13 protein-coding genes and 1 tRNA gene are annotated in these 14095 nt (G+C 30.6%); 11 read left to right on the top strand and 3 right to left on the bottom strand.

Annotated features, from left to right (window positions below; all coding sequences use genetic code 11):
• Positions 1-61 precede the first annotated feature (61 nt).
• The 3 genes from ETU08_RS03185 to ETU08_RS03175 form a co-directional block, all read right to left on the bottom strand.
• Positions 62-1084 carry an aliphatic amidase gene (locus ETU08_RS03185; protein WP_146261567.1) on the bottom strand — a complete coding sequence of 341 codons (1023 nt, stop codon included), beginning with the start codon at positions 1082-1084 and terminating at the stop codon, positions 62-64.
• Positions 1085-1349: 265 nt separating this feature from the next.
• Entirely contained in the window at positions 1350-1886 is a 537-nt protein-coding gene (locus ETU08_RS03180; protein ID WP_146261566.1) for a threonine/serine exporter family protein, read from the bottom strand.
• Positions 1873-2646, bottom strand: a complete 774-nt coding sequence (locus ETU08_RS03175) for a threonine/serine exporter family protein (protein ID WP_146261565.1) — start codon at positions 2644-2646, stop codon at positions 1873-1875. The genes ETU08_RS03180 and ETU08_RS03175 overlap by 14 nt, the downstream gene beginning before the upstream one ends.
• Positions 2647-2796: 150 nt before the next feature.
• Between ETU08_RS03175 and ETU08_RS03170 the strand changes: the two genes are divergently transcribed.
• The 11 genes from ETU08_RS03170 to ETU08_RS03120 all read left to right on the top strand — a co-directional run bounded on the left by ETU08_RS03170 (position 2797) and on the right by ETU08_RS03120 (position 14094).
• Positions 2797-3366, top strand: a complete 570-nt coding sequence (locus ETU08_RS03170) for a DUF4136 domain-containing protein (protein ID WP_146261564.1) — start codon at positions 2797-2799, stop codon at positions 3364-3366.
• A 148-nt stretch (positions 3367-3514) separates the two neighbouring features.
• On the top strand, positions 3515-4864 hold the full coding sequence (locus ETU08_RS03165; protein WP_146261563.1) for a sugar porter family MFS transporter: 1350 nt from the start codon (positions 3515-3517) through the stop codon (positions 4862-4864).
• Between the two features lie 6 nt (positions 4865-4870).
• Positions 4871-5881, top strand: coding sequence for a LacI family DNA-binding transcriptional regulator (locus ETU08_RS03160; RefSeq protein ID WP_146261562.1), 1011 nt, complete (start codon positions 4871-4873; stop codon positions 5879-5881).
• A gap of 15 nt (positions 5882-5896) precedes the next feature.
• The gene (locus ETU08_RS03155; RefSeq protein WP_146261561.1) at positions 5897-6808 is read left to right on the top strand and encodes a carbohydrate kinase family protein; all 912 of its coding nucleotides are present in this window, start codon (positions 5897-5899) and stop codon (positions 6806-6808) included.
• A 191-nt stretch (positions 6809-6999) separates the two neighbouring features.
• Positions 7000-7917: a dimethylarginine dimethylaminohydrolase family protein gene (locus tag ETU08_RS03150; RefSeq protein WP_146261560.1), complete on the top strand. Its 918-nt coding sequence runs from the start codon at positions 7000-7002 to the stop codon at positions 7915-7917.
• Positions 7914-8882 (top strand): citrulline utilization hydrolase CtlX, encoded by a 969-nt coding sequence (ctlX, locus tag ETU08_RS03145; protein WP_146261559.1) that lies wholly within the window; start codon positions 7914-7916, stop codon positions 8880-8882. Before ETU08_RS03150 ends, ctlX begins: the two co-directional genes overlap by 4 nt.
• Before the next feature lie 51 nt (positions 8883-8933).
• Positions 8934-9007 (top strand) — tRNA-Met (locus tag ETU08_RS03140).
• 82 nt (positions 9008-9089) lie between these two features.
• Entirely contained in the window at positions 9090-9512 is a 423-nt protein-coding gene (locus ETU08_RS03135) for a Fur family transcriptional regulator (protein WP_146261558.1), read from the top strand.
• Between the two features lie 47 nt (positions 9513-9559).
• Positions 9560-11467, top strand: a complete 1908-nt coding sequence (locus ETU08_RS03130; protein WP_146261557.1) for a heavy metal translocating P-type ATPase — start codon at positions 9560-9562, stop codon at positions 11465-11467.
• 204 nt (positions 11468-11671) lie between these two features.
• Positions 11672-13009, top strand: coding sequence for a TolC family protein (locus ETU08_RS03125; RefSeq protein ID WP_146261556.1), 1338 nt, complete (start codon positions 11672-11674; stop codon positions 13007-13009).
• On the top strand, positions 13006-14094 hold the full coding sequence (locus ETU08_RS03120) for an efflux RND transporter periplasmic adaptor subunit (RefSeq protein WP_146261555.1): 1089 nt from the start codon (positions 13006-13008) through the stop codon (positions 14092-14094). Before ETU08_RS03125 ends, ETU08_RS03120 begins: the two co-directional genes overlap by 4 nt.
• Position 14095: the final 1 nt, after the last annotated feature.

Raw genomic sequence — 14095 nt, 5'->3', positions numbered from 1 at the left:
AAAATAAATTAAAAGCTACCAAATGGTAGCTTTTAATGTTTTAAGTACTAAATTTAATTTATTATTCAAAAGGTATTCCATCTATCGGAGCACTTTTCACGCCTGGTTTACTGCGAGTCATATCCTCCACACGTTTCTGAACAGCTTCAGGGTTATTTATCCAATCTTGATAGAATGAATATTGACATTTAGGTTCACCAAAACGTTCTTCACCAGAGTTGATGGTTCCTGTATAGCCTCTGTGTAATAGTTTATAAAGGTGATTTTCAGATTGATCATTGGCTCTGGAATCACGGATTTCTGAAACAGATAATTGCGCATATTGTATACCCATTTCTTCTGTTTCACATTCACCTAGGGTTCTACCATCAAAACCAATAATAGAGCTATGTCCGAAATAGGTATAGACACCATCGAAACCTGTAGCATTTGCTACGGCAACATATACATTGTTGCACCATGCCATGCATTGTGCAATATTAACCTCAGCGCGTTTAGCTGGGTACATATAACCTTGGCTTCTGATAATAAGTTCAGCGCCCTTCATCGCACAATCTCTCCAGATTTCAGGGTAGTTACCATCATCACAAATAATTAAACTAATTTTCATTCCTTTAGGTCCTTCACTAACATAAGTTTGATTTCCTGGATACCATCCTTCAATAGGAGTCCATGGCATCATTTTTCTATATTTTTGAACAATCTCCCCCTTGTTATTTATTAATATAAGCGTATTGTATGGAACTTTTTTAGGGTGTTCTTCATGACGTTCGCCGGTTAAAGAAAATACTCCCCAAACGTTATTGTCTTTACAAGCCTTGGAAAAAATTTCAGTTTCAAAACCAGGAACTGTTGTTGCATTGTTCATCATTTCATCACGATCATACATGATTCCATGTGTGCTATACTCAGGGAAAACAATAATGTCTAATCCTGGTATTCCTTGTTTTACTCCTGCAATAAATTGAGAGATAAATTCACAATTTTGTTTAATTTCTTCCTTGTCGTGTAATCTAGGCATTTTATAATTAACTACTGCGATACCTACTGTGTCTGGACTTGATGAAATGTCTCCGTGTCTCATGATATTATTTTTTAGTGATTTTGTTTATTTAATGCAACCATGATGCCAATTTATAATTAAAATAATTTTACATTTTGTTAAAATATGTTTAATAAAATTATAAAATATTGTATTGATTAACAATATTTTATGAAATAAATGTTTTTTAAAATAAAATTAATGTATATTTTATAATTAGTTTAAAAAAAATAAACGTGGGTCAGTTTTTGTATTGTTATCTGTTTCTAATCCATAGATAAAAGTAAATAGAATACTAACCATTACACTATTTTTTACTTTTGGCCAATAAAGAATGCAATGTAGTTTTCTTTACAGATCTAGCTTTAAAAATTAAAATAGGGAATACCACCCCAAACGCTAATGAGAGTAAAGTGAATCCAGTTTTTATCCCTTTATCTAGTATTCCCATTAAAAAATTAATTTGCAAAACTTCTCCTTCCTTCAGTGTAATAGCTTGAATTAAAGAAACCATAAATTCATAACCTGATTTTCCAGGGATAATATTTATGATCGCTGGAATTGTAAATACAATAGGAGGAGTGTGTACTTTATGCGCACAGTATATACCTAATATACCAACTAAACAGGCGGATATAAAACTTGCAAATACAATCTGATTTTCCCAAATATATAAAAGAAAGGTTCTGCAACTAAAGCCTAACCCTCCTAGAATTGCAACCACCAACATCGATCTTTTAGGAGTTGTGAAAAGCACAGCAAAACCTATAGAAACCCACATCGACCAAAAAATTTTTTCAGCTGTAGATATATCTGCAGCTGTGAATAAACTAATTAAATCCATAACCAAAAATAAATAATGATAAAAACAAACCTATTGCGATAGAAAGTATAAGCATAGTGCCCAAAATTCCCCTTGCAATCCCTTGGGAAATATATCCTTCTAAAATGTCTATAAATGAGTTAATAAGGGGAACTCCTGGGATTAAAAAAAGTACGCAGGAAGCTAGCGCACTGTTTAAACTGTCATTAAAAATTAAGCGAAAAGCACAGATGGTAGAGACTGCGGCAAAGGAGGAAGCGCTAAATACAATGAATATATTAAATCCTTTTTTAGTTAATAGTATTCTTGTTAACAGCCCTATAACAGTAGCAAAAAAGCAGAAAATAAATTCCAACCATGAACCTCCCAATATTCGGCATAATCCTGCTCCTGCAAGTCCAACAAAAATACAGATATAAATTTTAGAATATTGTTTGATTTCTTTTATTTCTCTTAAACTTTTTTCAATATCATAAACACTTAAATTTTCATCAACCACTCGCCAAGAAAGTAGGCTTATTTCTGAGATTATATCAAAATTCACACTTATGTGAGGAATGGAACGAACAATGGTGTGAGACTCATTCCCTTTAATATCAGAAACAGTTAAGATAACACTTGAGAGAGAAAAGAAAAAATCAGTTTTAAAACCCAATTGGTTTGATATTCTTAGAGTGTTTTTTAAAGTCCTAGAGGTATTTGCTCCATTCATAATTAGAGTAATCGCTAGGTCAGAAAGCAATAAACTTACAGACTTTATATGATTGGGAGAATCTGGCATAAAAATGGAACTAGTGTTACACAAAAATAGTGAACAACAATTAATACTCTGTAAACAAATGCTTTATATATGACATCAATCAGTAAATTAGAAATTAGCTATAAAAAGCTTTCATCAATTATTAATATATTTGTAAATTAAAAAAGACACATGAAAAAATATATCATCCCATTTTTAATGTTTATATTGTTAACTTCCTGCCAAACGCAAAATGGAGCAATAGATTATGATACCCAGTATAATTTTTCTAAAATAAAAACTTACGATTATTACATAGATAACGTGGTTCAGTCTAATTCTATAGACAGTGCCAGCATCATGAAAAATTTGAATTATGTATTAGAAACTAAAGGTTTAACTAGAAATACTCAAAATCCAGATGTCTATATAGCATTGCAAGTTAGCAAGAGAGATGAGACTCAAGTAAGTAATGTCGTGAATTTAGGTGTTGGAGGGGGAGGTCCTTGGTTTGGTTTAGGAACCAACATAGGTATCCCTATCAGAAATAAGGTAACTGCATACTTTATACAAGTCTCCATGGATGATGCAAATACGAATAATTTAATTTGGACAGGACAAACCATTGAAAACCTTCCCTACGGATCAAAACCAGAAACAAAATCTAGATTTTTTAAATCGTCAATAGAATCTTTATTTAAAAAATTTCCTCCAAAAGTAAGGAAGACGAAAAAGCAGATGAAAAAGAATTATTATAATTAATAAAATTCAAGTATAAAAAGGCAACTATTTAGTTGCCTTTTTACTTTAAAAACCATAGATGATAAATAACATATGGAAAAAATCCTACACAATTATCGTTTAAACGATTAAATTTTTTATTTTTGAAAAACCGCAAAAATCAAAATTTATGAGTCAAGGGAATAACAAATATTTGTATTGGATAACATTCGTAGCAGTAAATGGAGGCTTACTATTTGGTCTTAACATGGCAGGTATTGCCGGAGCTAACGAATTAATAAAAAAAGATTTTAACCTCAGCGATAGTGGTTTAGGTACTATTGCTAGTTTCTTGATGTTAGGCTGTCTAATTGGAGCATTATTTACAGGAAAATTTACAGACACCTATGGTAGACGAAAAGTAATGATCGGTACAGCCCTACTTTTTATCATTTCATCTCTAGGGTGTGCATTTTCTACAGGTTTTTATAGTTTAACCTTTTTTAGAGTTCTTTCAGGATTTGCCGTTGGAGCTACCTCAGTAGTAGGACCCATGTATATTGCAGAAATATCTCCGGCAAAAAAAAGAGGTACTTTAGTTTCTTTTAATCAATTTGCAATAACAATAGGTATTTTCTTAGCCTATGTATTTGATTATTTTTTAATTAATTTAGGAGACAATAGCTGGAGATATATGCTAGCTATCCCTGCATTATTTGGAGTAATTTATTTTATATATTTATTAGGTAACTTTCCTGAAAGTCCCCGTTGGTTATTAGCAAATAACTACAAAGACAAGGCTATTAAAATTTTAAGAAAGACTAGTGAGAGTAGTGATTTAGAGAACGAATTAAGAGAAATTGAAGAATCCATTAAGCAAGAGACATCTAAAGAGAAGATTAAGTTTAGTGAATTGTTTAAGGGTAAGACAGGTAAAGTAGTATTGATAGGAACCTTAATTGCCGCTTTTCAACAAATTACAGGAATTAATGCAGTTTTAGTTTTTGCTCCGGATATCTTTAAATCAGCAGGAGTTGGGGCAGATCAAGCACTATTACAATCGATGATTGTAGGATTAGTAAATGTTTTAATGACTATAGTAGCACTTAAATTGGTAGATAGTAAAGGGAGAAAAACACTTCTTTTGTGGGGTGCACTAGGGATGACGGTATGTTTAGCATATCTAACCTATGCTTTTTCTAAAGAAGAAAAAAGTGCAATTGCAGTTTTACTTGCCTTATTAGGTTATATCTCCTTTTTTGCAGCTTCCTTTGCTCCTGTAATGTGGGTAATTATATCTGAAATTTATTCCAATAGAATTAAAGGAGTAGCCATGTCTTTTTCAACGGCAGTAAGTTGGGGATGTACATTTTTAACCGTATACTTTACACCTATCATAAGGCAGAATTTTGGTAACAGCTTTCTATTTGCAATTTTTGGCTTTTTCTCAATAGTAGCCTATATATTTGTTAAATTCTATATACCTGAGACTAAAGGTAAATCATTAGAACAAATAGAAAAAGAGCTAGGATTAAAATAATCTATCATGAAAAAAGCATCTATAAAGGATGTAGCTTTAAAAGCAGAGGTTTCAACAGCTTTGGTGTCCTATGTAATGAATAATAAACACATAAATAGGATAAGTAAAGAAACTGCAGAAAGAGTTAGACAAGCAGCTAAAGAACTTAACTATAGACCTAATAAAATAGCTCAAAGTCTTAAATCTAATAAAACTAATACCATAGCTTTATTAGTTGCAGATATATCTAACCCATTTGCCTCTCAAATTGCTAGAATTATTGAAGATGAAACCAGTAAAAGAGGATATGCAGTATTAATTGGTAGTTCAGATGAAAATCCTGAAAAGTTGCAACAATTAATAGAAGTTTTTTTAAATAGACAAGTAGATGGTTTTATTATTATACCAGTTATAAATTCTGAGAATTCAATAAAAGAACTTATTAAAACTAAAATACCTGTTGTATTAATTGATCGATATTTTAATGATGTACAAGTTCCAGTAATAACCACGAATAATTATGGAATCTCTTATCAATCCATCGAGTATTTAATTAAGACAGGAAAAAAAAATATAGGAATATTAGTTTACGATGTTGAATTGGCACATCTAAAAGAAAGAATTAAAGGATATAGAAGAGCTTTAGAGGATCGCGGATTACCCTTTAGGGATGAGAATATAAAGTTTATTAATGAAAAAAACATTCAAGCTGAAGTTGAAAAAGCAATGGATGAATTACTTAAGAGTAATAATAATTCGATAGATGCAATTTTTTTTACAACTAATAAGCTCGCTATAGCAGGTTTAAAAAATATTGTAAAAAGAGATATAAAAATCCCTCAAGAAATAGCAATTCTTACTTTTGATGAATCAGAAGCATTTGAAGTATTTAATCCGCCATTAACCTATATAAAACAACCCTTGCAGGAGATATCCAAAGAGTCAGTAGAAATATTAATGCAAATCATAGAAAATAAAAATCTTAATCATAAACCAAGAGTTTTCAATTCTAAATTAATGATTAGACAATCAACGTAAAAGAAATTACAATTTATGGAAAGAGAAATAGATACAAGACCCATTGTTAGCTTTGGGGAGATACTATGGGATATATTTGAATCCGGAAAAAAAATAGGAGGAGCTCCTTTTAATGTAGCTTATCATATTAATAAAATGGGAGCTACGGGTAAAATGATTAGTTGTGTTGGTAAAGATGAACTAGGGGCTGAGTTGTTAGGAAAAGTAAAAGAAGCAAATATATCAACAGATTATTGCCAAGTTACACAAGAACAAGAAACAGGAACAGTTTTAGCTGAGATTGACGAAAACAATGAAGCTCATTATACAATTAAAGAGCCGGTTGCTTGGGACTTTATTCAGTGGCAAGATAGTTATAAAGAATTATTAAGAAACTCTCAAGCTTTAGTGTTTGGTAGTTTAGGCTCAAGAAATTCAACTTCTAAGGAAACACTTCATAAATTAATAGAGATTGCACCTTATAAGGTTTTTGATGTAAACTTGCGCCCGCCATTCATATTCCAAGATAATATCTTAAAACTTTTAGAAAAATCAGATTTAGTAAAAATGAATAAATCTGAGTTGAGACAAGTTTTACAATGGTTAGGCGAAGAATATACTTCAGAAGAATCAGCAATAAAATACATTAGAAATCACTTTAATTTAGATGGATTAATTGTTACTAAAGGAAGTAAAGGAGCTGTTTATTGCGATCATAAAGAATACTTATTTTTAAAAGCTGTGGAAGTTGAAATCAAAGACACCGTAGGTAGTGGAGACTCTTTTTTAGCAGGATTCCTATCTAAAAGAGCCAAAGGAGCAACGGTAGAAGAAGCTATGAAGGAAGCCGTTTACTTAGGAGCTTTTATAACGAACCATCAAGGAGCTTGTCCAGAATATAGTATTGAAGAATTTGAGAAATTCAAACAAGATAGAGAGATAGGCTAATTGTAATAAATAATATATCAGAAAAATTTAAAACAATATTTTAAATTCATCATTAAGCCCTGTACTTAGTACAGGGCTTAGTTATATTAAACAATACATTTAAATGAAAAATCTTTTGTGTTCAAATTCATTGAATAAAACAAATAGCAGAATATAATTTTCAATTAACTTTGAAAAGTAATTTCACATTTATGCAACTTAATATAACGAATGAAACTTCATTGTTACAAACAGTAGTAATAGGTCAGCCTTATTCTATAGGTAAGCAACCGAAATTAGACGAAGCATACGATGCTAAATCTTACCAAAGCATAAAAGATAAGATTTATCCTAGTGAAAGTAAAATTGTTAATGAAATGCTATGCTTGGAAAAAATTTTAAAAAAATACGGAGTTGAGGTCTTACAGCCTAAAATATTAAAAGAATATAATCAAGTATTTGCAAGAGATGTAGCCTTTGTCATCGATGATAAAATTGTAATTTCCAATATGATTGCAGACCGAGAAGAAGAACAAGAAGCCTACGAAGAAATTTTTAAGTCGATAAATTTTAAAAACATATACAATTTACCTAAAAAAGCCAATGTAGAAGGAGGAGACATAGTCCTAACTGATGAGGTTGTTTTTTGCGGGGTTTATAAAGGTTCTGATTTTTCACAGATAAAAACTGCCAGAACAAATCCATACGCTATTGAATACCTCAAAGAATTATATCCAAATAAAATTTTTAAAGAACTACAACTTAAGAAAAATGATAAAGATCCCAGAAAAGGTGTTCTTCATCTAGATTGTACCTTTATGCCTATAGGGAAAAATAAAGCAATTTTATATAAAGAAAGTTTTGCTAATGAAGAAGATTACCATTTTTTAGTTGATTATTTTGGAATTGAAAATATTTTTGAATTAACAGAAAGCGAAGTATTCTATATAAACAGTAATGTTTTTTCCATATCCCCGGAAGTAGTAATTTCAGAAGAGAAATTTATACGTTTAAATCAATTTTTAGAAAATGAATGGAACTTTAAAGTTGAAAAAATCCCATACTACGAAATATCTAAAATGGGAGGATTACTAAGATGTTCCACATTGCCATTAGTTAGAAAAAAATGAAAGAAAATATAATTACAGATACCGTTTTAATGATTGAGCCCATGGCATTCGGGTTTAATAAACAAACAGCAATAGATAACCTTTTTCAAAAAAATGATTCAGTTTCTCCAAAAATAATCCAAGAGCATGCAAGTAAAGAATTTAATGGCATGGTAAACGAACTCATTAAATCAGGAATAGAAGTAATTCAAATTAAGGATACTCATGAGCCACATACGCCAGATTCCATATTTCCTAATAACTGGGTAAGTTTCCATTCTGATGGTACTATTGTATTGTATCCTATGTATGCTGAAAATAGAAGAGATGAAAGAAGAGAAGATATTTTGAAATCCATTGAAAATAAAGGATTCTATATCAATCAAATTATTGATTATACCCAAGCAGAGAAAGAAAACTTATATTTGGAAGGTACAGGAAGCATGGTTCTTGATAGAGAAAATAAAATTGCTTATGCCTCCCTATCCGAGAGAACCAATGAATTTCTATTTCTAGAATTTTGTGAAGAAATGCGTTATACTCCTATTACCTTCCATGCACTTCAAGAAATTGGAGACAAAAAATTCCCTATTTATCATACCAACGTAATGATGGGGGTATGTAAAGGCTTTTGCTTAATTTGTTTAGAAACCATACATAATGAAGAAGAAAAACGAAAAGTGGTTAATTCTTTAAAATCAACAGGAAAAGAAATTATTCCAATATCGATCCATCAGATGAAACAATTTTTAGGGAATCATTTACAATTAAAATCTAAAATTGATGGAACTAGATATTTAGTAGTATCTCAAACTGCATATCAATCAATTACCCAAGAACAGTTAAAAAAAATAAAAAATTATACTGAAATTATAGTCTGTAATATTCCAACTATTGAAAAATATGGAGGGGGTGGCGTTCGTTGTATGTTGGCAGAAATATTTTTACCTAAAGCTATAGATAAAGATTGTAAGTTTTTTGCTTAAAATAATTTTGGAGATTCATAAAATCTCCGTTATATTTGCACCTCTAAATATGGCGAGGTAGCTCAGCTGGTTAGAGCACTGGATTCATAACCCAGAGGTCGGCAGTTCAAGTCTGCTCCTCGCTACTTTTTAAGCTTAATTGGTATAACATACTAGTTAAGCTTTTTTATTTATTGCAAAACATAAATAAAATTGTAATTTCAGCATATGGATAAGGCAAAAATAGAAGATAAGCTTAATTATAAAAATGTGAAACCCACCAATATGCGAATTTTGGTTTATAATTTTTTAAAAAATAAAAAAGTAGCCTTATCTCTAACTGAAATTGAAAATTACTTTGAATATGCAGATCGTATTACCATTTATAGAACCCTAAAGACCTTTGAAGAAAAAGGACTAGTACATAGTATACAAGAAAACAATACTTCTAAATATATTCTTTGTAAAGAAGATTGTGACGAACAACTTCACAACGATTGGCACCTACATTTAAGTTGTAAAATATGTGGAGAGACAACTTGTAGAGAAGAAGTTGTAATTCCTGAAATTTTAAATGTAAAGTTTAGAATTGAAGAAATTCATTTCTCAGCGAAGGGAATCTGCGAAAGGTGCTTACAAGAATTGCAATAGTATTGCATAGGATCTTCATATACATTTGCATCATATAAATTAATATTATGTCTAAAGCATGTTGCAACACTCAGATATATTCCCATAAAACACAATTAAAATTCTTAAAAAGTTTTCTTCCGGCTATTGTCTCATTATTAATACTAATAGTAGGTAGTATTCTAAATAGTTCAGATCAATCATGGTTCAAAGGTTGGATTAAATTCGCCTACTATATAGTAGCCTATATACCGGTTGGATTTCCAGTAATTAAAGAAGCTTGGGAGAGTATTAAAAAAGGTCAATTTTTCTCAGAATTTTTGTTAATGTCTATAGCTACTCTTGGAGCATTTGCTATAGGTGAATACCCAGAAGGAGTAACCGTAATGTTGTTTTATTCCGTTGGAGAGGCTCTTCAGGATTTAGCAGTTTCAAAGGCTAAAAATAACATTAAAAGCTTATTAGATCAAAGACCGGACAGCGTTACGGTTGTAGAAAAAGAAAACTTACATGTAATACCTGCAAAAGAAGTTAAAGCAGGATCTATCATTCAGTTAAAACCGGGAGAGAAATTAGCTTTGGACGGACAATTGCTTTCAGAGAAAGCCTTATTGGATACCTCCTCTTTAACTGGAGAAAGTGCCCCTCAAATAAAATATAAATTAGATTCAGTTTTTGCAGGTATGATAAATTTAAACACTGTAATCCAAGTTTGTGTCACTTCTACTTACGATCATACGAAACTCAGCAAGATATTAGAATTAGTGCAAAGTGCTACTTCTAAAAAAGCTCCAACAGAATTATTTATAAGAAAATTTGCTAAGATTTATACTCCTATGGTAGTTTTCCTAGCAATCAGTATTTGTTTTCTGCCTATTTTTTTTACTAGCGATTATCAATTTAAAGAATGGTTGTACAAAGCCCTTATTTTTTTAGTGATCTCTTGTCCATGTGCTTTAGTAATCTCTATACCATTAGGATATTTTGGGGGGATTGGTGCGGCTAGTCGACATGGAATTTTGTTTAAAGGAAGCAGTTATTTAGATAAAATTGCAGGAATTCAAAATATTGTTTTAGACAAAACAGGAACTATAACAGAAGGTTCATTTAAAGTACAGGAAGTAAATATAAATCCCAAATTTAATTTGTCTAAGATTATTCAATACGTAAATGCAATTGAAAATTTAAGTACCCACCCTATAGCAACTGCAATTAAAGAATACGCAGGAGAAGTAAATATGGGAATTTCTGTGCAAAAGGTTGAAGAATTTCCAGGGATGGGCATTAAAGCAGAAATTGAGGAAGCAGAAATATTAGTAGGAAATTTCAAATTGTTAGATAAATTTAATATTTACTACGATGCTGAAAATTTAAATTTGAGAAATACCATTATTGCCATTGCCTATAAAAATGAATTTGTAGGATATATAAGCATCTCAGACCAAATAAAAGCAGATGCTGCACAGACGATTAAAGAGTTAATACATTTGGGGATTAAAGTCACCATGTTAAGTGGAGATAAATCTTCAGTAGTAAAAGAAGTTGCAAATGCATTAAATATAGAAGAAGCTTATGGTAACTTATATCCCGAAGAAAAAGTAAAGAAATTAGAAGAAATTATAAACTTTAAAGAAAGTGTTGCTTTTGTAGGTGATGGAGTAAATGATGCTCCAGCATTAGCACTAAGTGATGTTGGAATAGCTATGGGAGGTTTAGGAAGTGATGCAGCCATTGAAATTGCAGATGTTGTAATCCAAGACGATAAGCCTAGTAAAATACCAGTAGCTATAAAAATAGGAAAAAAAACCAAGCAAATCGTTTGGCAAAATATAATTTTAGCATTTACAATTAAAATAGCGGTCTTAATATTAGGAGCTGGAGGATTTGCCAATATGTGGGAAGCTATTTTTGCAGATGTTGGCGTTGCTCTTCTTGCAATAGCTAATGCAATTAGAATTCAAAGAATGAATTTTTAGGAAAAATCTTTAAGAGAATAAAAGAATACAAAGATTATAATATTACTTATGGTTCAATAAGAATATTAAATTAACAATAAGGTTTCAAAAAGAGTAATTTAACTAATTTCGCAAAGAATACATATTTAAAAACTATGTGAGCTTATTTTTTCACAATTTAATTAAATCGATAAAGATTTTTAAATTTAAAATTATTTCTAAATAATGAAAAAGCGAATATTTTTCCTTCCTATATGCATATTTTTAGGAATACATACCATAGGCCAAGTACAATTTAAATCACTTAAAGAAGTTTTTAATTATGCAGATGCTAATGCCTATGAAATTAAAGATGCAGAAATCCAACAAAATATAACTAAATCTAAAAAAATACAATCTCAATCTTCTTTATATCCAAATATTTCTTTCGGATCTGGTTACAATGACAACCTCACTTTAATGTCAACTCTTATACCCGCTAAAATATTTAACCCCAATGCTTCAGAAGGCACCTTTGAGAAAATGACTTTCGGAAAGCAGCATACCTATAACATAGGGCTTCAAGCACAATGGGATATTTTAAATTTTCAAAAAATATTTGCGGCCAAAGCAGCGGGCATACAAGAAGAATCTAGTTTAATTCAAACAGAAAAAATTCGATATAATTTGTATAATCAATTAGCTTCCACATATTATTCCATACTATTGGCGCAAAAATCAATTGATATTTATAATAAGAATGTTGAGGTTTCAACAAAACTTTTAGGCAATGCAAAAGAAAAGTTTAATAAAGGATTGATAAGTGAATTGGAATTAAACAAGGCAAAAATTCAACAATTGCAAAATTTTAAAAATTTACAAAATGCTAAAGATAATTTACAGCAGCTGCAAGTTCAACTTCAAAGTCAACTGAATTTAGGTGAGGATATAGATATTAACGGAGATATTGAAGAAGCATTAATCAATAATACGGATATCACCACGGAAAATCCAGAAATCCTTTGGCAAAAAACTCAGATTAAAGCTTTTGAATATAATGTAAAACAGGGGAAAGCCTTGTACTACCCCTTGTTGAGTTTACAATATCAATATACATATAACTGGGCAACAGATGGGTTTTTAAATTTTTCTAATGTCAGCCACTTACCTTCTCAAGTATTAGGATTCAAATTAAGTGTGCCACTTTTTACAGGTTTTAACAACAAACAAAGTTTAAATGAAATGAAGTTGCAACTGCAGCAACAAAAAATGAAATTGGATAATCTACAATTGGTAAAAAGTAAAGAAGATGAAAACTTTAAGCTTCAATATGAACAAGCTTTAAATAATCTTAATAGGGATAAAGAAATTTTAGATTTACAAGAAAAAAATGACTTGCATTACGAAAGAAGATATGAAAATGGAATTATTAGTTTAGACGACCGATTAGATAAATATAACGATCTACTAACAGCTCAATTCAATTATCTTAACAGTTTAGCGGATTATTCAATCGCACAATACCAAGTGTTTATACGCCAAATGAATTACCAACTCTTAGATTTTAATAATATAGAACCATGAAGTTTATAATTAATTACAAAATCGTAGTAATTTCTTGCTTATTATTTTTAGCTTGTTCCAAGAGAGAAACTACAGCTCCGGAACGAAAAAACCTTCAAGAAGCGGTGTTTGGGAATGGATACATTAAACAAGAGGATGAATATACAATATCATCCACAATTAACGGATTAATTACAGAAGTTAATATAAAGGAAGGAGACTTAATAACTCCACAGAATTTATTAGTGAGAATAAAGAGTGATGTTCCTAATGTTCAATTGCAAGATGCTTATGTGGTAAATAACGATGCTATTAGAAATACAGCCAATAATTCCCCACAAATTTTACAAATTCAGGCACAAATCAATCAGGCTAGACAACAACTTATTTTAGATCAGAACAATTATGACAGATATAAAAAATTAAAGCAAACCAATTCGGTTTCACAATTAGATTTAGAAAAAGCAGAATCTCAGTATATAGCTTCCAAGGAAAATTTGAGAGCACTTGAAGAAAGTTTAGCTCAAATTAAGAATCAGTTAAATCTTGCCGCACAAAGAAGCAAGATCCAAATTGAAAATCATAAAGCACAATTAGAAGATTATAATGTAATTGGAGAGAAAGAAGGGCAGGTGATTGAAGTATATAAAAAGAAAGGAGAACTAGTCAAAATAGGGGATCCAATAGCGAAAATTGGAAGTGGAAAATATCTTATAAGACTGTATATTTCTGAAGATGACATTACTCAAATTGAAGTAGGGCAAAAACTAGTTGTGAATTTAAATACCTATCCGAATCATGGATTTTCAGCAAGTATTAGTAAAATATATCCAGGATTTAATAAAGATGAGCAATCGTATATTGTAGAAGCAGAATTTGATAAATTGCCTGAAAAATTATTTTCAGGAACCCAATTGCAAGCAAACATTAAAGTTGGAGAACGCAAAAATGTATTGGTGATTCCTACTGATTATTTAGTTAAAGGTCGATTTGTGACTTTAAAAGATGGAACAGAAAAAGCAGTGTTGATAGGGAAGCAGAATAAAGATTGGACTGAAATCCTTTCAGGGATAACAGAAAAAGACATTATTACCAAAAAGAAATAAA

The sequence above is a fragment of the Apibacter muscae genome (assembly GCF_007845635.1).
In the GTDB taxonomy this organism is placed as follows: Bacteria; Bacteroidota; Bacteroidia; order Flavobacteriales; family Weeksellaceae; genus Apibacter; species Apibacter muscae.
The sequence above is the reverse complement of the archived record's forward strand: the minus strand, read 5'-3'. Positions and strand labels throughout refer to the sequence as shown.